General features: G+C 75.0%; 11 protein-coding genes. 3 read left to right on the top strand and 8 right to left on the bottom strand.

What is annotated here, in order from left to right; genetic code table 11:
* Window positions 1-32 precede the first annotated feature (32 nt).
* The 6 genes from ACZ5DC_RS25475 to paaA all read right to left on the bottom strand — a co-directional run bounded on the left by ACZ5DC_RS25475 (window position 33) and on the right by paaA (window position 4,805).
* Window positions 33-809, bottom strand: coding sequence for an SDR family oxidoreductase (locus ACZ5DC_RS25475; protein ID WP_468656332.1), 777 nt, complete (start codon window positions 807-809; stop codon window positions 33-35).
* Between the two features lie 80 nt (window positions 810-889).
* Window positions 890-2,071: a 2Fe-2S iron-sulfur cluster-binding protein gene (locus ACZ5DC_RS25480; RefSeq protein WP_468656334.1), complete on the bottom strand. Its 1,182-nt coding sequence runs from the start codon at window positions 2,069-2,071 to the stop codon at window positions 890-892.
* 8 nt (window positions 2,072-2,079) lie between these two features.
* The gene (gene paaD / locus ACZ5DC_RS25485; RefSeq protein WP_468656336.1) at window positions 2,080-2,592 is read right to left on the bottom strand and encodes a 1,2-phenylacetyl-CoA epoxidase subunit PaaD; all 513 of its coding nucleotides are present in this window, start codon (window positions 2,590-2,592) and stop codon (window positions 2,080-2,082) included.
* Complete coding sequence (paaC, locus tag ACZ5DC_RS25490) at window positions 2,589-3,377, bottom strand: 1,2-phenylacetyl-CoA epoxidase subunit PaaC (protein ID WP_468656703.1); 789 nt, start codon at window positions 3,375-3,377, stop codon at window positions 2,589-2,591. Before paaC ends, paaD begins: the two co-directional genes overlap by 4 nt.
* Window positions 3,378-3,441: 64 nt before the next feature.
* Entirely contained in the window at window positions 3,442-3,753 is a 312-nt protein-coding gene (gene paaB, locus ACZ5DC_RS25495) for a 1,2-phenylacetyl-CoA epoxidase subunit PaaB (protein ID WP_468656338.1), read from the bottom strand.
* Entirely contained in the window at window positions 3,750-4,805 is a 1,056-nt protein-coding gene (gene paaA / locus ACZ5DC_RS25500) for a 1,2-phenylacetyl-CoA epoxidase subunit PaaA (RefSeq protein ID WP_468656340.1), read from the bottom strand. Before paaA ends, paaB begins: the two co-directional genes overlap by 4 nt.
* Window positions 4,806-5,146: 341 nt before the next feature.
* Here paaA and ACZ5DC_RS25505 point away from each other — a divergent pair, with 341 nt between their 5' ends.
* The 3 genes from ACZ5DC_RS25505 (at window position 5,147) to ACZ5DC_RS25515 (ending at window position 7,777) form a co-directional block, all read left to right on the top strand.
* On the top strand, window positions 5,147-5,395 hold the full coding sequence (locus ACZ5DC_RS25505; RefSeq protein WP_468656342.1) for an acyl carrier protein: 249 nt from the start codon (window positions 5,147-5,149) through the stop codon (window positions 5,393-5,395).
* Entirely contained in the window at window positions 5,395-6,879 is a 1,485-nt protein-coding gene (locus tag ACZ5DC_RS25510) for a class I adenylate-forming enzyme family protein (protein ID WP_468656344.1), read from the top strand. Before ACZ5DC_RS25505 ends, ACZ5DC_RS25510 begins: the two co-directional genes overlap by 1 nt.
* A gap of 202 nt (window positions 6,880-7,081) precedes the next feature.
* On the top strand, window positions 7,082-7,777 hold the full coding sequence (locus ACZ5DC_RS25515) for a 4'-phosphopantetheinyl transferase superfamily protein (protein WP_468656346.1): 696 nt from the start codon (window positions 7,082-7,084) through the stop codon (window positions 7,775-7,777).
* 637 nt (window positions 7,778-8,414) lie between these two features.
* Here the strand turns inward: ACZ5DC_RS25515 and ACZ5DC_RS25520 are convergent.
* The gene (locus ACZ5DC_RS25520) at window positions 8,415-12,224 is read right to left on the bottom strand and encodes a type I polyketide synthase (RefSeq protein ID WP_468656348.1); all 3,810 of its coding nucleotides are present in this window, start codon (window positions 12,222-12,224) and stop codon (window positions 8,415-8,417) included.
* Window positions 12,217-20,943, bottom strand: coding sequence for an amino acid adenylation domain-containing protein (locus ACZ5DC_RS25525; protein ID WP_468656350.1), 8,727 nt, complete (start codon window positions 20,941-20,943; stop codon window positions 12,217-12,219). Before ACZ5DC_RS25525 ends, ACZ5DC_RS25520 begins: the two co-directional genes overlap by 8 nt.
* Window positions 20,944-21,075: the final 132 nt, after the last annotated feature.

A 21,075-nucleotide genomic window follows, 5' to 3' on the forward strand; every position in this document is an offset into this window, starting at 1 on the left:
CAGGCACCGGCCGGCCGGCCGGAGAGCCGGGGTCACACGCCGAGGTGGGCTCCGCCGGAGGCGTCGATCCACTGACCGGTCACCCAGCGGGCGTCGTCGCTCGCGATGAAGGAGACCACGTCGGCGATGTCCGCCGGCTGGCCGAGCCGGCTGAAGGCGGATGCCTCGGAGTACCTGCGGCGGATCTCCGGGACGGCGAGCGTGGGGTTGATCTCCGTCTCGGTGTAGCCGGGGGCGACAGCGTTGACGGTGATGCCCCGGGGCCCCAGCTCCTGAGCCAGGGCGAGGGTGAGGTAGTCCAGGGCGGCCTTGGTCATGGTGTACGAGACGATGGCGGGGAACGCGACCCGGGTGGCCACGGAGGAGATGTTGACGATCCGCCCGCCGTCCCGCAGCCGGTCGAGGCCGCGCTGGACGATGAAGAACGGCGCCTTGGTGTTGATCGCGAACACCCGGTCGTAGTCGGCCTCGGTCACGTCGGCGATGCGGCGCGGGACGGTGATGCCCGCGTTGTTGACCAGAATGTCGAGGCCGCGGTCCGCGCCCCGGTCGGAAAGGACCCGGTCGAAGGCGGACCAGAGGGTGTCGGCGTCGCCGGGCACTCCGAGTTCGGCGTGCACGGCGACCGCGCGGCCCCCGTCGGCCTCGATCTCCTTGACGGTCCGCTCGGCGGCGCTCGCGTCGTGGCCGTAGTGCACGGCCACCAGTGCGCCGTCCTGGGCGAGGCGACGGCTGATGGCCCGGCCGATTCCCCTGCTGCCCCCGGTGACCAGGGCGGTCTTTCCCGCGAGGCGGGCGGTGGTGCTCAACGTGCGTCTCCTTCGGTGCGTGCTGACGAGGGGGTGTGGTGGTCGTGGGCGGGTGCCCTGGGCCGGACGCCGGGCGGGCGTCACGCGTCGAAGTCGATGACCACCTCGGCGGAGTCCGGTCGTGCCCGGCACACGAGCGTGTAGCCTTCGGCGCGGTCGCGGTCGTCCAGAGCGTGCTGGCGGTCGGCTCGTACCCGTCCGGACAGGACCTTGGCGCGGCAGCTGCCGCACACACCTTCGCGGCAGGCGTACGGCACGTCGGGGTGCGCACGCAGCAGGGCGTCCAGGATCACCGTGTCCTGCGGTCCGACGGTGGCCCGCCGGCGGTGCCCGTCGAGCACGGCGGTGACGCGGCTCGTTCCGGAGGCCGGGGCCCGTTCCGTGATGTCGTCGGCCGGGCAGCCCGGCCGCCGGGCCGGCAGGGGGCCGGCGGAGGGGGGAGTGGATCCGGAGGTGAACGACTCCCAGCGTACGAGGGCCGGATCGGCACCTCGGCCGTCCAGGAACCGCCGTACGACGGCGATCATCCCCGGTGGTCCGCACAGGGCGAACGTGGTGTCCTCGGCGGGCCGGGCGCCGATGACGGTGAGCAGGCGGGACAGCTTGCCGGCGTCCATCCGTCCGCGGAACGGCCCCTCGGTGTCCTGCTCGTCGCGGGTGAGGACGTACAGGACGGTGAAGCGGTCGAGGAACATGTCCTTGAGGGAGGCCAGTTCGTCGGCGAGCAGGGCCTGCGCGGCGGTCGGGACGGAGTGGACGAGGGACACCCGGCAGCTGGCGTCCCGTCGCAGGGCGTCGGCGGCCAGCGCGGCCAGCGGGGTGATGCCGGAGCCGCCGGCGATCAGGACGTGGTGGGCGCCGGGCAGCTCCGGAAGGGCGAAGTGGCCTGTGGGAGGGGACAGTTCGAGTCGGTCGCCGGGTGCGAGGCGGCGGACTGCGTGGGCCCCGAAACCGTCCGGGGCACCACGCTTGATCACCAGGCGGAGGACAGAGGTGTCGTGCGGGGGCGGGCACAGCGAGTAGGCGCGGCGCAGTTCGCCGTCGGCGTGACGGTAGCGTACGACGACGTGCCGGCCGGGCTGGTGGGCGAAGACCTCGCGCAGGCCGACGGGCACCTCCAGGGTCACGGCCACGGCGTCCGCGTTCAGATGGCACACCTCGCTGACCGTGGCGGGGTGCCAGCGGGCACGCGTGCCCCGGCGCACGCGCCGTTCGGCGGACGTCTCCTGCCGGGCGGGCGGTGGGGTGGCGGCGGTGTTCACGGTGTGCCTCACAGCGCGGTCAGGTGGGGGAAGGGTTCGCGGCACACCGTGCACCACAGCACCGACTGGCAGCGGGACGGGCCGAAGGGGCTGTACGGCCGGGTGGCGCGCGAGCCGCAGTGCGGGCAGGCGACGGCGCTCAGCTCCACGGCGACCGGGCCGTCGCCCGCCGCGGGCACCGGCGGGGCGATGCCGTGGGCGGCGAGGGTGCGTATGCCGCGAGGGGTGATGCGGTCGGTCGTCCAGGGCGGGGACAGCACCTGCCGCACCCGGCCGTCCGGGTGGCCGCAGTCGGCCAGGACCTCGCGGACGGCGGCGGTGATCGCGGGCAGTGCGGGGCAGCCCAGGTAGGTGGGTGTGATCTCCACCTCCAGGCTCCCGTCGGGCCCCGGACCGACGGAGCCCACCACCCCCAGGTCGCCGAGGCCGATCACGGGCAGTTCGGGGTCGGGCAGCGCCTCCACCCGCCTGCGTACCTCCTCCGCGGGGAGGGGCGCCACGGTCCGTGCGGTGTCGTTCACCAGGTTCCCCCGGGGAACTGCCGGCGCACTGACTGCAGTTCGCCGATGAGATCGGTGAACTCCTCGGTGTGCAGGCCCGAACGGCCGCCCCGGGCTTGCCAGGAGGGGACGGGCACGGTGAGTCCCGCGCCGGTGACGACCTCGGTGACGCGCTGCTCCCACACCGGGCGCAACGGCGCCGGCGAGGGCACCGTGCCGGCGGCGGCCAGACGCCGCACGAGGTCGTCCTCGTCGAAGAGTTCGGCGGTGTAGGGCCACACCCGCTCCAGCCCCCGCTGCATCCGGCGCGCGCTCTCGGCCGTGCCGCCGCCCAGCCGGCGGACCCAGCGGTCGGCGTGCAGCCGGTGGAAGGCGACCTCCTTGACCGCCCGCGCGCCGAACGCGGCGAGTTCGCGGTCCGGGCAGCCGGCGAGAGCCTCGTACTGCAGGGACGCGTAGTGGGTGTACGCGAGCTGGCGGGCGACGGTCACCGCGAAGTCGCCGTTGGGCAGCTCGGTCAGCAGGGTGTTGGTGAAGTCGCGCTCGTGGCGGGCGAAGGCGAAGTCGTCCTCGGTGCGGCCGGTTCCGTCGAGCCGTCCGGCGAGGGTCAGGAGGGTGCGGGCGTGGCCGATCAGGTCCAAGGCGATGTTGGACAGGGCCAGGTCTTCCTCGATCATGGGCGCGCGCGTGATCCACTGGCACAGCCGCTGCCCGAGCACGAGGGCGTCGTCACCCAGGCGCAGCAGGTAGGTGGCGAGTCCGGCGGGGGCGTGCGCGGCGCGGGTCGGGCGACCGGGCGCGCTCACCCCGGGGGTGTCACCGGGCGAGGCCGGTGCCGGCGGGTGGTCTGCCACGCGGTCCGCCCGTTCGTCACTGGTCGTGGTCACCTTCCGACCCCTTCTCGGTCAGCGGCGGGAAGTGCTCGGGATACCGGTACGGCTTGCCGTGGGCGCCCGCGAAGTACGGGTCGCGTTCGTCCGGGGACACCGCGTGCACGGCGTCCGAACGCACCACCCACAGCGACAGCGGGTCGCCGCGGCGCGTGTACACATCGCGGGCGACCGCCAGCGCCGCGTCCGGACCGGCGGCGCGAACCGAACCCACGTGCTGGTGGGCCAGGCCCCGCCGGGCCCGCAGGAAGACCTCCCAGGACGCGGGCGCGCCCTCGTCGTTGCGGTTCATACGCGTTCCTCCTGCGTCTGTCGGCGGACGACCGGGCCGGAGCCGCCCGCGGATCCACCGGTCTCCTCGCGGGCGGCGTACGCGGCGGCGGCCTCCCGCACCCAGGCGCCGTCCTCGTGCGCGGTCCTGCGGTGGTCGATGCGTCGGCGCGCCCAGTGGGTGTCGTCGCCCAGGGCCGTGCGGTAGGTGTCCCAGTCGATCGGGGTGAAGTCGTAGTGACCCCGTTCCTCGTTCCAGCGGATGGCCGGATCGGGCAGCGTCAGGCCGAGCCGCTCGGCCTGCGGGACGCACTGGTCGACGAAGCGCTGGCGCAGTTCGTCGTTGGTGTGGCGCTTGATGCCCCAGGCCATCGCGCGTCGTGAGACGGCGGCCCCGAGCGCGGCGGTCCGGGCGTCCGCCCCGCCCGCCTCCGTGTCGGGCGGGCCGAACATCAGCGCCACGGCCGGCAGCCACCAGCGGTCCACCGCGTCCTGCGCCATCGCCTTCTGCTCGGGCGTGCCCTCGCACAGCGCGCGCATCAGGTCGTACCCCTGGCGCACGTGGAAGGCCTCCTCCTGGCAGACGCGGCGCATCGCCCGCGCGTACGGCCCGTAGGAGGTGCGGCACAGGGGAGCCTGGTTGATGACGGCGGCGCCGTCGGTCAGCCAGGCGATGGCGCCGGTGTCCGCCCAGGTCAGCGCCGGGTGGTTGAAGGTGGCCGAGGCGCGCTGGCGGCCCAGGTGCAGGGCGTCGAGCAGGTCGGCGCGGTCCACGCCCAGGGTCTCGGCGGCGGAGTACAGGTACAGGCCGTGGCCGGCCTCGTCCTGGACCTTGGCGATGAGCACCGACTTGCGGTGCAGCGACGGGGCCCGGGTCAGCCAGGCCCCCTCGGGCTGCATGCCGATGATCTCGGAGTGGGCGTGCTGGGCGATCTGACGGATCAGCATGCGACGGTAGCCGTCGGGCATCCAGTCGCGCGGCTCGATCGTCCCGCCCTGGGCGATCAGCGCCTCGAAGCGCGTGAGCGGCTCCTCCTGCCCGGCGTCCTCGGTGACGGCCGTCCGCGCGCTCACCCGGCACCGCCCGTGCGAGCGAGGTTCGCCGCGACGGCGCGGCGCACGGGGTGTCCTGCCGCGGACCGGACCCGTACCGGCTGCCTGGGCACGCGCATCACTCCTTGGTTCGGGGCCCGCCCGCGTCCCGCAGCAGCACGGGACCGAGCGGGCGGAGCATGTGTTCTCGTCCCGGTAAGGAGGCCGGGCGGGCGGCCCGGCTATCCCTGCCGCCCGCGGCTCGCCGCGTGACAAAGCTCACGGGCGGCCCAGGGAGTGCGGGCGGCCGCGACCGCCTCTTGAGGGGGTGACAGTCCAGCCCGGACGACGGCGGCCGGCATGCCGCGGCGAAAGGAGAACCCATGAGCACCATCAGGGAGTTGCTGGTCGAACTCACCGGTACCGCCGAGTACGCGGACGCGGTCGGCGGCGACGTCGACCTCGCCGCCAGCGGCATCGACTCCGGTGACCTGGTGCGTCTGGTGCTGCTCGTCGAGCAGCGTCTCGGCGTCGAGATCACGGCCGAGGACATGGAGCAGCTGCACACGATCGCCGACTACGAGCGGTTCGTGGCCGAGCGCTCCGCCGTCGGCGCCGCCGGCGGTGCGTGATGTGGCTGACGCAGCTGCTGGAGCGCAACCGGCAGTGCTTCCCCGACCGGACCGCGCTCGTGGACGAGCAACGCAGCGTCACCTGGGCGGAGTTCCACGACCGCACGGCCGAACTCGCCCACGGCTTCGCGGAGCTGGGCATCGAGCGCGGTGACCGGGTCGCCGTCCTGTCCAAGGACCGCATCGAGGTCCTGGAGAGCTACTTCGCGCTCGCCCGCCTGGGTGCGCTGTTCGTGCCACTGAACCACAGCCTGGCCGAGCCCGAGGTCGCCGGCATCATCGAGCGCGTCGGCGCGGTGGCGGTGCTCGGCGAGTCGGACCTGCTGGACCGCCACCCCCGGCTGCCGGAGTCGGTGCGCGTCCGGGTGGCGCTGGACAAACCCGCCTTCGAGGCGCTGGGCACCCTGGCGCCCGAGCGGGAGCTGCCCCGGGTCGCCGACACCGACCCGATCGCCGTACTGCACACCTCGGCGACCACCGGACAGGCGAAGGGCGTCACCGTCGACAGCGGCTCGTTCCGGGCGATCGCCCTGGGCTGGCTGGTCATGGCCCGGCCCGTCGACGACATCGTCATGGTCAACTGCTGCCCCCTGTACCACGGCAGCATGGTCGTCTCGCTCACGTACATGGCGGCCGGCGCCACCGTCGTGCTGATGCCCGGCTTCACCCCGCAGCGGGCGCTGACCGCGGTGGAACGCCACCACGCCACACACATGTGGATGGTCCCGCAGATGGTGCGGTTCATGCTCCAGGCCAAGGCCGCACAGCACACCGACTTCTCCTCGCTGCGGGAGATCCTCTACGGCGCCGCGCCCATGCCGCTGGACGTGTACGCCGAGGCGGTGGAGCGGCTGGGCTGTGGCTTCCGGCAGGTGTACGGCATGACCGAGGTCGGCGGCCCCTTCGTCACCCTCGGCCCCGACGAGCACCCCGCTCCCGGGGACGTCACCGCCCGCATCCCCTGCGGGCGGGTCGTGCCGGGCATGTCGGCCCGCGCTGTCGACCGGGACGGACGGGAGGTACCGCGTGGCGAGATCGGCGAGATCGTGGTGCGCGGGCCCGGCGTCATGCAGGGCTACTGGAACGATCCACGGGCCACACGCGAGATCACCCTCGACGGCTGGATCAGGACGGGCGACCTCGGTTTCGTCGACGACGAGGGCCGCATCAGCCTGGTGGACCGGACCAAGGACGTCATCATCCGCGCGGGCCAGAACGTCTATCCGTCGGAGATCGAACGCGCCCTGATGACTCACCCGGCGGTCCACGACGCGGCGGTCGTCGGCACGCCCGACGAGGACTACGGCGAGGTGCCGCTGGCCTACGTCGTCCCGGAGCCGGGCGCGGACGTGAACCCGGCGGAGCTGCTGGGCCACGTCGCCAGGCTGCTCGCGCCCTATAAGCGCCCGCGACGCGTGGAGTTCATCGAGCAGGTGCCCCGCAACCCCGCCGGGAAGATCATCAAGAAGCTGCTGCGGGGCTGACGGTGGCCGGCGGTGCGCGGAGCGCGGCCTCATGACCGGCCCCGGCGGGTCCGCCCGCCACTGTGGCGCGGAGCCGGGCGAACATGGGGCGTACGGCCGTGCGGCCCCCGGCGTTCTCGCCGCGGCGCCCGGCTCTCTTCGCCATGAGCGGGACGGGGTCCGCGTTGCCGACGCCGGGCGCCTGCCCGCGGCCGTCGCTGCCTTGGCCCGGCTGCGCCCCCTGCCGGCCGCCGCCGGGCTGGGCCTGGGGCTCGCCCATGTCGGTGAGCCGCGGTTGGGGCCGGGAGGCCCGGCGGAGGCGTCCGCGGCAGCGTCGATGGCGCCACGCCGCCGCCGGGAGTTCCTGGCCGGGCGGCAGGCCGCCCGCCGCGCCCTGCGCGCGGTGGGCGCGGACTGCGGCGAGATTCCCCGCGCGGGTCGCCTGCCGGTGTTCGCGCCCGGACGGGCGGCGTCGATCTCGCACAGTGCCGGGATCGCCGTCGCCGTTGCTCGTGGGCCGGGGGAGAACGCTCCGCTCGGCTGCGACCTGGAGCTGCGGCCGCTGCCGGCCGGCGCGGCACGGCTGGTGCTGCGCGCGGACGAGGAACGGCTGGTGGACACCGCCGCCGGGCCGGAGGACGCGCCCTGGCCGTTGACGGCCCTGTTCTCGGCCAAGGAGGCGGCGTGGAAGGCGCTGAACCTCGCGGCGGGTCAGGCGACGGCCACGTCGATGAGGACGCTGCGGGACCTGTGGGCCAGGCCGGACGGCGAGGAGTTGCGGGTCGGTCTGCGCGCGGATCCCGCGTACGCGGTGCGGGTGCGCGCGCTGCCCGTCTGCGCGGGCGTGTTCAGTTACGTCGTGGGCTGGGCCGACGCCGCGCCCGCATCGGCCGACGGCGTGTGCGACGCCGCTGATTAGGGGCCGCCGGGACGGCTCCCGCCGAGCAAGCCGGCTGCCATGGGGACACCCGCCGCCCGTCGGAGCAGGATCACCCGCGCACGCGTCTCCCCTGCCGGCCCGGCTCGCCGGCCGTCCGACCAACGCACGACCGCCTTCCGGAACCCTCGTCGACGCGCGCCCGTAGCCGTGAGCGCTCGCCCCGGCCCAGCCGGTGGGCAGCCGATCTGGTGGCGGGCGAGGGCGCGAAGGCAGCCACTTCCGCCGCGTCCGCAGAGAGCGCGGGCCCGCATCGCCGTCGTAGCGCTGTTCGACAGCCGCGGCATGGTCGTCAGCTGTGGCGGGACCACGCCCGAGTACGGCCCGCAAGCGCCGGCGAAGGCGCGGGCGCCGCTCACCCGCCGACTCATCATGGCCCCCTCGTCCGAGGTGTCCGGCAGCCGGCCCCAGAGGTCGACCTCGTGCCGGCCTCGGCCACCCGGCGCCGCCCGGACGGGTGGCGGTCGGCGCACGGCGCCACCCCTCCACCGCGACCCGCCCGCGGCCGACGGGTGGGACGTCCACCACGTCGGTGCGGGAGGCGTCGGCGGACTCGGGTGGGCGGAGGGGTCGCGCGGGCGGGGGCCGGTGCCGGTCACGAGCGCGGGCGGCCGTGATTTCAGTACCTCAGGGCGCGCAGGGCCTTGGCGACCGTTTCGCCGATGCGGGCGATCGGCTCCGGCTCGGTCATCTCGTAGTGACCGCACGGAACGTGGTGGTCGTGAAGGGTGCCCTCGACGTACGGGCGCCAGCCGTCGGCCTTGCCGGGCTGCACCGCGAGGTCGCCGGAGAATTCCGTGGCCGGCTCCTGGGCCGCGCTGAAGAACAGGACGTCACCGCGGAAGCGACCAGGGGCGAACTGTGGTGCGATGCGCAGGTTGTTGCGCATGACGGCGGCGATGGCGGCGGCCTCCGCGCGCGTGACGGGGGAACTGGCCGGATCGGCGGCCAGGGCGGCGTCGATGCGGTCCAGGACCGACTCCACCTCCGGCGCGACCCCGGGTGTCAGGGGCAGGCCGGCGACCCGCGACAACAGGGCGGCGACCTGCCGCTCGGCCGTCTCGGGGTCGTAGCCGGTGCCGTGGGGCTGGGGAGCGTCGAGCATGGCGAGGAGTTCGACCTGTTCACCGGCCTCCTGGAGGGCGCAGGCCATGGCGTGTGCGACAAACCCTCCGTAGGACCAGCCCAGCAGCCGGTAGGGACCGTGTGGCTGTACCTCGCGCACCAGGCCGAGGTAGGCGCCGACCATGGCGGCGGCGTCCGTCGAAGGCGGCCGGGTGCCGTCCAGGCCCAGCGCCTGGACGCCGTAGACGGGCTGGTCGCCGCCCAGATGGGGCAGCAGGCCCGTGTAGCGCCAGGACACGCCCGCCCCGGGGTGGAGGCAGAAAAGCGGAGTGGCGGTGCCCTCCGTGCGCAGGGGCAGCAGCGGGCCCAGCGCGGTGGCGGGGGCGGCGTCCGGCGCTGTGCCCGCCGGTTCCTCGGCGAGCAGGCCGGCGACCGTGGGAGCGGCCAGCAGCTTCGCCGCGGGGACGTCGAGGACGCCCGTCTGGCGCAAGCGGCCGGCCAGCAGCACGGCGCGCATCGAGTCGCCGCCCAGGTCGAAGAAGTTGTCGTGCACGCCGATGCCGCCGATGCCGAGTGTCTCCTCCCACACCCGGGTGACCGCCTCCTCGCGTGCGGAGCGCGGTGGCACGTGCTCCGTCGTCAGCCGGGGGCGCGGGGCGAGGGCACTGGCGGCCGGCGCCGCGGCCGGGGCGTCGGGAGCCGGGGCGTCCGTGCGGACACCGGGGGCGTCGATCCAGTGGCGGTGGCGTTCGAAGGCGTACGGCGGCAGCGGCACCCGGCGGGCGGTGCCCGGCACCGGCGGAAGGGCGGCGTCCACGCCCGCGCACCACAGCCGGCCCAGGGCCTCGGCCAGGACGAAGGAGTCGGTCGCCTGCGCCTTGGCGTGCGGCATGGTGGTCACCGTCACCGGTGCCTCGTCGGCGAGCCGGCCGACGGCCAGCTTGGTCAGCGTGTCCCCGGGGCCGATCTCCACCAGGACGGGGCGCAGGCGCTCCCACAGGGCGGCGATGCCGTCGGCGAAGCGCACGGTGTGCCGGGTGTGGTCGAGCCAGTGCTGTACGGAGGTCGCCTGCGCGTCGGTGATCCAGGCGCCGGTGACGTTGGTGACGTAGGGGATGCGCGGCGGACGCAGCGTGACCTGCCGCAGATGGCTCTCGAGGGCCGGCAGCACGGGGTCCAGGACATGGGAGTGGGCCGCGACGGGAATGCGCAGGCGGCGGAAGGGCGTCCCCCGGCGGGCGAGGCCGGCCTCGAAGCGTTCGACGGCGTCGAGGTGCCCGGCGACGGTGCACGCGGTGAGGCCGTTGACCGCGGTCAGGGACAACTGCTCGTCGAGCAGCGGCAGGATCTCCTCCACCGGCGCGGCGACGCCGGTCGTGGCGCCGCCCGCGGAGCTGATCAGCCGGATGCGTTCGGTGACCAGCGGCAGCATCTCCTCCAGGTCGATCACGCCGGCCAGGCAGGCCGCCGTGTACTCGCCCAGGGAGTGGCCGATGAGGGCGTCCGGGCGCACGCCTGCCTCCATCAGCGTGCGGGCCAGCGCGTACTCGGTCACCACCAGGCCAAGGAGGGCGTCGGTGTCGTCGGCCGGCCGGCGTTCGACCAGCGTGCCGCGCAGATCGCCGCCGAGGACGGGCCGCAGGATGCGCGCGCACTCGTCGACGGCGTCGCGGTAGACGGCGTGCTCGCGGTAGAGCTCCGCCCCCATGCCGGCGTACTGGGTGCCGCCGCCCGGCAGCAGGAACGCCACCCGGGCCGGGTCGTCGCCCACCGGCGGGGTGACGGGCGCGGCGGTGCGCAGGGCCGCCACGGCCTCCTCGCGGGAGGCCGCGGTGACGGTGAGGCGGTGGCGCAGCGCGGGCCGCTCGGCGCGCAGCGAGTACGCGATGTCGTCCAGGCGCAGGCCGGGACGGCGCTCCAGGTGCCGGGCGAGGGCGTCGGCCTGGCCGCGCAGCGCGCCGGCGGTACGTGCGGAGACCGGCAGCACCAGGCGGCGGCCGTCCTCGGCCGGGCGGGACGCGGCGGGGGTGACGGGCGGGGCCTCCTCCAGGATGACGTGGGCGTTGGTGCCGCCGATGCCGAAGGCGGAGACGGCGGCGCGGCGCGGGTGGTCGCGCTCGGGCCAGTCCTCCAGGGACGTGGGCACCCGGAAGGGGCTGGAGTCGAAGTCGATGAGCGGGTTGGGCCGGTCGAAGTGCAGGCTCGGCGGGATCTGCCGGTGCTCCAGGGCCAGCACGGCCTTGATGAGCCCGGCGATGCCGGCCGCCGCTCCCAGGTGTCCGATGTTGGTCTTCACCGACCCCAGGGCGCAGAAGCCCCGCTGGTCGGTGCTGTGCCGGAAGGCTTCGGTGAGCGCCGCGACCTCGATCGGATCGCCGAGCTTGGTGGCGGTGCCGTGCGCCTCGACCAGGCCGATGGTGTCCGCGTCGACCATCGCCTCGGCCTGGGCCGCGAGGATGACCTCGGTCTGTCCGGCGGCGCTGGGCGCGCTGAAGCCGACCTTGCGGCGCCCGTCGTTGTTGACGGCGCTGCCGCGGATGACGGCGCGGATGCGGTCGCCGTCGGCAAGGGCGTCCTCCAGGCGCTTGAGGACGACGGCACCCACGCCGTCGCCGGAGGAGGTGCCGGCGGCGTCGGCGGCGAACGCGCGGCAGTGGCCGTCGGGGGAGAAGGGCCCGTCGGGCACGTGCCGGTAGCCCAGGGCGGCGGAGGGGTTGAGGGAGACCGCGGCCGCCAGCGCGGTGTCGCAGCGGTGGTCCAGCAGGTCCTGGCAGGCGGTGTGCACGGCGACCAGCGCGGTCGAGCAGGCCGTCTGCAGCGACACGCTCGGACCTGTCAGGCCCAGTTCGTAGGAGACGCGGGTGGCGAGCGTGCCCAGGGAGTTGGCGGTGGCCGCGTGCACGAGGGCGACCGATCCGGGCTGGCCGGCGAAGCGGGGATGGACGTGGGCGGGGTAGTAGCGGCTGTCGCCGCTGCCGGCGTACACGCCGAACGCCTCGGTCGTACGGCCCTCGCCCAGGCAGCCGGCGTCCTCCAGGGCGTGGTAGGCCGTCTCCAGCAGCAGTCGCTGCTGCGGGTCGACGACGGCCGCCTCCGCGGGGCTGTAGCCGAAGAAGCCGGAGTCGAAGCGGTCCATGCCCTCCACGACGGACGCCATGCGCACCAGCGAGGGGTCGTCGAGGTCGCGCGGGTCGCCGCCCGCGGCGAGGAACTCCTCGTCGCCGACGGGGCGCACCGACTCCCGGCCGGCCGTCAGGTTCTCCCAGAAGGCGTCCAGGTCGTCGGCCCCGGGGAAGCGGCCCGCCATACCGATCACGGCGACGGCGGGGACGTCCTCGTCGTGTGCTGTGGGGGTGTCATGCATGGCCGCGGTCCTTTCCGTGCCGTGCGGTGCGGCGGGCGCGTGCCGCACGCTGCCGTAGTGCTTGTTCCTTGGCGCGGTCCAAGCCGCTGGGGGCCGGCTCAGCGGGCCGTCCTGCGTCGGGGCCGCCTGCCCGGCCGGCGTCGGTTCCCGGCTCCGGTGACGGCTCGGCTGCGGCGGGGCCGGTGCGGGCCGCCAGGTGGCGGGCCAGGTCGCGCACGGTGGGGTGGGCGAACAGGTCCACGACCGACAGATCGGTGTCGAAGGCGCTGTTGACCGCGCTCTGGGCGGTGACCAGCAGCAGCGAGTTGCCGCCCAGGTCGAAGAAGTTCTCGTCCCGTCCCACTCGGTCGCGGCCCAGCACGCCGCACCACACCTCGGCCAGCCTGCTCTCCAGTTGCCGCACGTCCGCGCCCGGCCCGTTCGCCTCCCGGTGCCCGGTGGCACCGGCCGAGCGCAGCACCCAGTCGTCACCCAGGCCCGCGGCGCGGGCGGCGTCGGCGGCCGCACGGTACAGGGCGCCGAGGTCGGTGCCGTCCGAGAGGCCGACGCGCGCGACCGGGCGGCGTACCTGGCGGGCGGGCGCCGCCACGTGACTGCGCACCCATGGGGCGGTGCGGTCGGCACCGATGAGCAGGTGCGGCTCGTCCAGCGTGCGGGCGAGATCGAAGGAACGCAGGGCGGTGGGCACGTCCAGCAGCCGGTAGCCGCGGGCCTCGGTGAGCGCGGCAAGCCGGTAGCCGCGGCTCACACCCCGCTCCCGCCACATGCTCCAGGCCAGGGACTGCGCGGGCAGGCCGAGGCGGCGGCGGTACAGGGCGAGGGCGTCGAGGTAGGCGTTGGCGGCGGCGTAGGCGGCGTTCATGGCACCGCCGAAGTAGCCGTTCACCGAGGAGAAGGTGACGAAGGAGGCGACCGGGTGGTCGGCGGTCAGCCTGTGCAGCGTCCACGCGCCGTGCGCCTTCGCCATCAGCGCCTGTCGCCAGGTGTCGCCGTCCAGCTCGCCGACCGGGCGTTCGACGAGCGCCCCGGCCAGATGCAGCACCGAGGCCAGGGGAACGCCCCACGCCCGCCCGGCCGCGTCCACCGCGGCGCGCACCTGCTGCTCGTCGGTGACATCGGCGCACGCGTAGCGGACCTCGCCCAGCTCACTCAGCCGCCGCAGCAGCTCCCCGCGGTCCGGTGCGCCTGCCTCGGCGCCCAGTTCGTTCTCGGGGGTGCGGCCCAGGATCAGCAGGCGGGTGCCGGGCGCGCGCAGCAGGTGGGCCGCGACCTCGCCGCCGACACCGCCCAGTCCGCCGGTGAGGAGCGTGAAGCCGTCGCCGGGCCGCTGCTGGACGGGCGCCGGCGTGTCGGGCAACGGGGCGAGCCGGCGTACGTAGCGGTGTCCGCCGCGGTAGGCCACCTCCGCTCCCTCGGCGGCTGCGCCCGCCTCGGCCAGCAGCAGCGGCAGCCGGTCCTCGCCGTCGTCCGGCGGGAGGTCGAGGTGGGTGCCGCGCAGCCGGCCCAGCTCCTCGCCGAGGGACTTGAGCAGGGCGCCCGCCATGGCCTGTTCCGGGCGGGGCCGGTCCTCGGGGCACACGCCCTGGGCGCCCGCCGTCACGTACACCAGGTCGACGGGCCGCCGCCGCTCGGGCCGGGCGGCGAGGGCACGCGCGAGGGCGAGCAGGGACAGGGCGCCGGTCCCCTCGTACGGTGTCGTGCCTGTGTCGTCCCCGGGGGCCAGGCCGCCGAGGTGCAGGACGGCGTCGACCGGCCGCTGGTCACGCTCCAGCTGCTCCAGCAGGGTGGTGACGTCGCTCTCCTCGCCGGTCCGCAGCCGGTAGCGTGCGGCGTCGAGCCGGGCGTACGAGGCCGCGTCGGTGGCCAGGGTGCACCGCCCGCCGGCGGAGCGCAGCGCGTCGGCGACCCGCTGAGCGAGCCGCTGGGCGTCCGGGTCGCCGCCCGTGAGGACGAGGGTGTGCCGGCCGGATGCCGTCTCGCGGAGAGCGCCGGCCCGCGCGCGCTGCCACACCGGGCGCAGGAACCAGTCGGGCACGGTGGCGGCGGTGCCCAGCACCAGCTGGGCGGCGCGCACCTCCTCGTCGAAGGCGCCGGCCTCGAAGCTCTTGCGCAGTCTGGTGCGCTGGATCTTGCCGATCTCCGTCTTGGGGATCGCGTCCCGGGGGACGGGGACGAGGAAGGCGGGGCTGATGCCGATCTCCCGCGTCACCTTGCCCGCGATCTCCCGCAGGGCGGCGGCCGTGTCGCCCGCCGCGGCCTCGGGGGAGAGGTGGAGGAACAGGGCCAGTTCGTCGGTGGTCGCCGAGGGGTCGGAGCGCACCGCGACCGCGGCGGTGAAACTGCGCACCACGTGCGGCAGTTCCTCGACGCATGCCTCGATCTCGTGGCTGTAGTGGTTGACGCCGTTGACGATGATGACGTCCTTGGCGCGGCCGGTGATGTACAGCTCGCCCTCGCGCAGGAACGCCAGGTCGCCGGTGTCGAACCAGCCGTCCTCGGTGAACGCCTCGGCGTTGGCACCCGGGTTGTCGTGGTAGCCGCCGGTCACGGAGGTGCCGCGGACCTGGAGGCGGCCGGCGTCGCCCTCGGCGAGCACCGTGCCGGCGTCGTCGACGACGCGCATGGCGAAGCCGGGATAGGGGCGGCCGCAGCTGACGAACGTGCCGTCGCCGGGGCCGGGTTCGCCGGGCAGCACCGCGTCGGTGACCACCGAGCAGGTCTCGGACATGCCCCAGCCGGGGTGCATCACGTCCTGGGGCAGGCGGAAGGGCTTGAGGGTGTGCAGGAAGCGGCGGGCCGCGGCGGCCACGACGACCTCGCCGGCGTTCATCACCAGACGCATCGGCGACAGGTCCCAGGTGCGGTCGGCGAAGCGGTCGGCCTGCTCGGCGAGCAGGCCGAAGGCGAAGTTGGGCGCCCAGGTGACGGTGACGCGGTGGCGGTCGGCGAGGTCCATCCAGCGCAGCGGGTCCTGAAGGATCCAGGAGGTGGGTGCGTGGATCTGGCGGCAGCCCAGGTACACGTCCCGCAGGTGGAACATCACCACGCCGGTGACGTGGTCGAGCGGGATCCAGTTCAGGGAGACGTCCGCGGCGCCGAGCCCGTTCATCTGCTCGGTGGCGGCCGAGCGGGTCAGCACGTTGCGGTGGGTGAGCCGCACCGCCTTGGGCAGGCCGGTGCTGCCGGACGTCATCAGCATCAGGATGAGGTCGTCGGGTCGGGCGGGGTGCCAGTCGCGGTCCTCGGCCGCCTCGCGCAGCTTCTCGGCCGTGGCCAGCCGCAGCCCGGGCCAGTTCTGACGGTCGGCCAGCTCGCGCAGGCCCGTCTCACGGTCGGCGGAGCACACGATCCAGGGCCGGCCGAGCATCCGCCAGATGCCCTCCAGCTTGGTCAGCGCCGCCGAGGGCGTGCCGTAGGAAGCGGGAACGGTCAGCGGGACGGCGACGAAGCCGCCCAGGATGCAGCCCCACAGCACGGCCACGAAGTCCTCGGTGGCGTCGCACTGGAGGATGACCTGGTCGCCGGGGCGCAGTCCGGCCTCGCGCAGTCCGGCCAGGACCCGGGAGGCCTCGGGGATGAGGGAGGCGTAACTGCGCCGGTGCTCGCTGCCGTCGGCGTGGACGTGGACGATGTCGCCCTGTGCCCGCTCGGCGGCGCGGCGCAGGGCCTGCGCCCAGTCGGCCACGGACGGCTCGGCGAGCGCGGGGCCCTCGCTGAGCGCCGGTGCGGCGGACGACGCTCCCGTGCCGGCGGTGCCGTCCGCGGAGACCGCCGTCGCGGTGCGATCGGGCAGGCCGGCGTGGCGTCGGCCCAGTTCCTCGGGCACGTCCTCCGTCGTCACCTCGGCGGCGGTCACCCCGGGCAGGCGGGTCAGGCTGTCCTGCCAGGCGGCGGCCGAGGCGCGGTCGGCGGCGGGCAGGGCCCGAAGCGCGTCGGTGTCCAGCGTGCCGTCCTCCGTGAAGGGCAGGGCGTTGACGGCCGTGACGCGGACACCGTCGTGGCCCGCGCGCCGCAGGACCTCCTCGACGCGTTCCACCGCGTCCGCGCGTCCCGGTACCACGTACAGGCGCGGCACCCGGCCGTCGGGGGCCGGCAGGGCGCGGGCGTCGCGGATGCCGGGCACGGACAGCGCAGCCGCCTCCACCTCCGTGACCGCGATCGCCGGCGGGGCGGGGGCGCGCTCGGGGACCGCGGGCAACTGCCCCACGCGGACGCCGGGATCGGCACTCACCGCGCGCAGGACGTCGTGCAGGGCGCGGGCGAACGCCTTGGCGGTGGACGCGTCGTACAGGTCGGTGGCGTACTCGATGTGCAGGGCGAGGCCGTCGGGGGCACCTTCGCTGGTGTGCCGTTCCAGGACGTCCACGAAGAGGTCGAACTTGGCGGTGCCGTTGGCGGTCGGCCGCAACCGGTTCCGTCGCCCGTCCAGTTCGAGGACGGCCGGTTCGTTGTTCTGCAGGGCCAGCATCACCTGGAACAGCGGGTGCCGGCCGGCGCGGCGGGGCGGGTTGAGCTCGTCCACCAGCCGGTCGAAGGGCAGGTCCTGGTGGTCCAGGGCGGCCAGGTCGGCCGTGCGCAGCCGGGCGAGCAGGTCGCGGAAGGCGGGGTCGCCGGACGTGTCGGCGCGCAGGACCACGGTGTTGCTGATCAGCCCGATCAGGTGGTCCAGAGCGGGCTCGGTGCGGCCCGCGACCGGGGTGCCCAGGACGATGTCCTCACCCGCGCCGCAGCGGGTGAGCAGGGAGCTGACGGCGGCGTGCAGCACCATGAACAGGCTGGCGCCCTCGCGGTCGGCCAAGGCGAGCAGGTCACGGTGGAGATCGGCGTCCACGACCGTCTCCACGTGCGCTCCGGTCCCGCGCGGCACCTCGGGGCGCGGCCGGTCGCCGGGCAGGCCGCACTCTTCGGGCAGGCCGGCCAGGGCCGCGCGCCAGTGGGCGGTCAGCCGCTCCAGGCGGCCCGTGCCGTCCGGGGTGGGCGCCAGCAGGGCGCGCTGCCACAGGGCGTAGTCGGCGTACTGCACCGGCAGCGGATCCCAGTCGGGTGCGCGGCCGGCGCGGCGGGCCGCGTAGGCGGCGCTCAGGTCCTCGGCGAAGGGCCGCAGGGACCAGCCGTCGGCCGCGCTGTGGTGCAAGAGGAGCAACAGCGTACGGTCGGCGGCCGGGCCCAGCAGCCAGGCGGCCAGCGGGCCTTCCGCGCTCAGGTCGAAGCGGTGGCGCATGGCCGCGTGGACGTGGGCGGCGCTCTCCGCGGCGGGGCATTCGATACGGCGCAGAGGCGGCGGCAGCGCGCCGGGCGCCAGGACGCGCTGGTGCGGTACCCCGTCGTGCACGGCGAACACCGTCCGCAGGCTCTCGTGGCGGTCGGCCAGGTCGCCGAGGGCGGCTTCCAGGGCGTCGGCGTCGAGATCGGCGGGCGGCCTGAGCACGAGCGGGATGTTGTACGTGGCGGCCTGCTCGTCGAGGCGGTCGAGGAACCACATGCGCTCCTGCGCGAAGGACAGCGGCACGCGGTCGGGACGGACGGCGGCGCCCAGGGCGGGCCGTGGCAGGGCGTCGACGGAGTGGGCGGCCAGCCGGGCGGCGAGGGCAGCCGGGGTCGGTGTCTCGAACAGGGCGGTGATGGGGATCTCCGCGCCGGTGTCGTGCCGCAGGCGGGCCAGCAGGCGGGTGGCGAGCAGCGAGTCGCCGCCGAGGTCGAAGAAGTTCACGTCGGTGCCCACGGTGTCGCGGGGCAGCTTCAGCACGTCCTCGAACAGGGCGCACACCAGGGCCTGGTGCGGGTTCGCGGGGCGGGTGCCGGACGCCGCGGCGGTGAAGTCCGGTGCGGGCAGGGCCCGCACGTCGAGCTTGCCGTTGGCGCTCAGCGGCAGGGCGTCGACGTCGACGCAGGCGGCCGGGACCATGTGCTCGGGCAGGTGGGCGGCGGCGTGGGCGCGCAGCTCGGCGGGGTCGGCGGGAGTGCCGCCGGCGGCGACCGTGTAGGCGACGAGCTGCTGGGCGCCGTTGTCGGCGCGGCGGACGACGACGGCGGCCCGGGCCACGCGGGGGTGGGCGGCGAGGACGGCCTCGATCTCGCCCGGCTCGACGCGGAAGCCCCGGATCTGCACCTGGGCGTCGGCGCGTCCGAGGTACTCCAGGGTGCCGTCCGGGCGGCGCCGTGCCAGGTCGCCGGAGCGGTACATGCGGGTGCCGGGCGGGCCGAACGGGTCGTCGAGGAAGCGCTCGGCGGTCAGCTCGGGCCGGTGGAGGTAGCCGGCGGTGACACCGGCGCCGGAGACGTACATCTCGCCGCTCGCGCCGGGCGGCACCGGGCGCCCCTCGGCGTCCAGGAGGTGGACGCGCAGGTCGGACAGGGGCCGGCCGATGACGCTGCCACGGCGTGGGTCGTCCAGGTCCGCCCGGGTGAGGCGGTGGTGGGTGACGTGCACGGTGGTCTCGGTGATGCCGTACATGTTCACCAGCGCCGGGCGGTCCAGGCCGTGCCGGTCGGCCCAGGGCCGCAGCCGCGCCGGGCGCAGGGCCTCGCCGCCGAAGACGACGTGGCGCAGCGCCCCGCTGTCACCGCCGCGTTCGAGGTCGGCGTCGATCAGCTGCTCGAACGCGGACGGCGTCTGGCTGAGGACGGTCACGCCCTCGCGGTGCAGCAGCTCCAGGAAGTCGCGGGGGGAGCGGCTGACGGCGTAGGGAACGACGACGACCCGGCCGCCGTGCAGCAGGGCGCCCCACATCTCCCAGACGGAGAAGTCGAAGGCATAGGAGTGGAACAGCGTCCAGACGTCGTCGGGACCGAAGGCGAAGTGCTCCGCGGCGGCGGCGAACAGGCGCACGACGTTGGCGTGCGCCACCGGCACCCCCTTGGGGCGGCCGGTGGAGCCGGAGGTGTGGATGATGTACGCGATGTCGGCGGGGCTCGTCGGCGCGTGCCGGTCGGCGTCGGTCAGGTCGCCGGCGGGGCGGTCGGCGAGGTCCGCCGTCACCCGCGGGTCGTCCAAGAGCACCGCGGGGACCGACGCGCCGGCGAGGTGGGCGTGGGCGCGCTCGGTGACCAGGGCGACCGGGGCCGCGTCCTCGACGACCAGCCGCAGCCGCTCGGCCGGATGCCCTGGGTCCAGGGGAAGGTAGGCGGCACCGGTCTTGAGGACGGCGAGCAGAGCGGGCAGCAGCCGTGCCCCGCGCTCCAGCGCCAGGGCCACCACCCGGCCCGGACCCGCGCCGCGCTCGGTCAGCAGCCGGGCCAGTCGGTTGGCCTCGGCGTTGAGCTCGGCGTAGGTGAGGTGCAGATCACCGCAGGTGACGGCGGTCCGCCCGGGGACGGCGGCCGCCTGCTCCTCGAACAGCTGCGTGAGGGTGCGCTCGACCGCATACGTGCGGACGGGGGTGTCGCGGGGGTGCTCGCCCGGCAGCAGGGCGTCCAGCCGACCCAGCGCGGTCGTGGGCGCCGCCTCGGTCAGCCGGCGCAGGACGGTGAGGAACCGCTCGCGGTGCAGCGCGAGCTCGTCGTCCTCGTACAGTGCGGGGTTGGCGTCGAAGGCCAGCCACAGGCCGCCCGCCTCGGCGCCGGGCCGCACCGATATCTGCAGGTCCTCCACGGCTCCGCCGGAGAGGTGGTGCCAAGTGGTGGGGTGGCCGTCGAAGACGGGCGACTCGTCGAACGGGACGATGTTCAGCACCGGTCCGTACAGCCGGCGGCCGGTGCCCAGCAGCCCCAGGTCGCGGCGCAGGTACTCACCCCGGTAGGCCTGGTGGCGGCGCAGGGCGCGCAGCTCTGCGGCGACGTCGCGGGCGAACTGGGCGAGCGGCGTCCCCGGGGCGGCGGCCACCCGCAGGGGCAGGATGCCGGAGGCGGTGCCCGGGGTGCGCAGCGCGGCGCTGCCCAGCCGGCTCATCGTGGCCACGCCCAGCACCAGGTCCTGGCTGCCCGTCATGCGGTGCAGGTACACGGCGGTGACGGCGGCCAGCAGATCCGTGCGGGCGACGCCGAGCCGGGAGGCCGCCTGGTCCAGGGCTTCCACCTCGGGCGGCGTCAGCTCGGCGGTGCGGCGCAGGAACGGAGCGGTGGGGGTGGCCGTGCGCGAGGTGAGCCGCGCGGGTTCGGGCAGCCCGGCCAGGCGGTCGGCCCAGTGGGCGCGGTCACGGGTGTGACGTTCGCCGGCGCGGTAGGCGGCCTCCTCCTCCTGGAGCCGGTGCACCGGAGCGAAGGTGGCGGCATCCGGCTCGCGGCCCGCGGCGAGCGCGTTGTAGGTCTCGGCCAGGCGTCGTCCCAGGAGCTTGTAGCTGTAGCCGTCGAGCAGGATGTGGTGGGCCCTCAGCAGCCAGATGTACCGGTCGGGCGCCAGCGTCAGCAGGGCGTGGGAGAACAGCGGGCCCTTCTCCAGGTCGACCGGGGTCGCCAGGTCCGTCCGGATCCAGTTCCAGGCGGCCGTCGTGGGATCCTCGGCGTCGCGGACATCGACGTGGTGCAGGGGCCAGTCGTCCGGGTCCGCGGCGCGATGGCAGCGGGGACCGTCCTCGGTGTCGACGAAACGCAGGGCGAAGGTGTCCGCCTCGGCGACCGTGCGGCGCAGCGCGGTCTCGAACAATGCCGTGTCGAGCGGCCCGTGGATCTCCACCGCTTCACCGGTGTTGTACGCGGCGCTGTCCGACGCGAGCCGCCCGGCGTACCAGAGACCCTCCTGGGCCCCGGACAGCGGACGCCGCTCGTCCTGCTGGAGTGACATAGCACAACCCTCACGTGGCAAGCCGTAATGTCCCGGCCGGCGACGGCACGACCGGATCGGAGCGGTGCGGCCACCGCTTCGTGCCGCCCTCGCGTGTAGGTACGCGCCGGGCCGGTCCACGAGCGGAAAAGG

Source organism: Streptomyces sp. NPDC031445 (genome assembly GCF_055581365.1).

Coding starts and splice junctions, on each gene's coding strand:
- paaB (WP_468656338.1), bottom strand. CDS start 3,753: ATGAACCGCAACGACGAGGGCGCGCCCGCGTCCTGGGAGGTCTTCCTG.
- ACZ5DC_RS25505 (WP_468656342.1), top strand. CDS start 5,147: ATGAGCACCATCAGGGAGTTGCTGGTCGAACTCACCGGTACCGCCGAG.
- ACZ5DC_RS25510 (WP_468656344.1), top strand. CDS start 5,395: ATGTGGCTGACGCAGCTGCTGGAGCGCAACCGGCAGTGCTTCCCCGAC.
- ACZ5DC_RS25520 (WP_468656348.1), bottom strand. CDS start 12,224: ATGCATGACACCCCCACAGCACACGACGAGGACGTCCCCGCCGTCGCC.
- ACZ5DC_RS25525 (WP_468656350.1), bottom strand. CDS start 20,943: ATGTCACTCCAGCAGGACGAGCGGCGTCCGCTGTCCGGGGCCCAGGAG.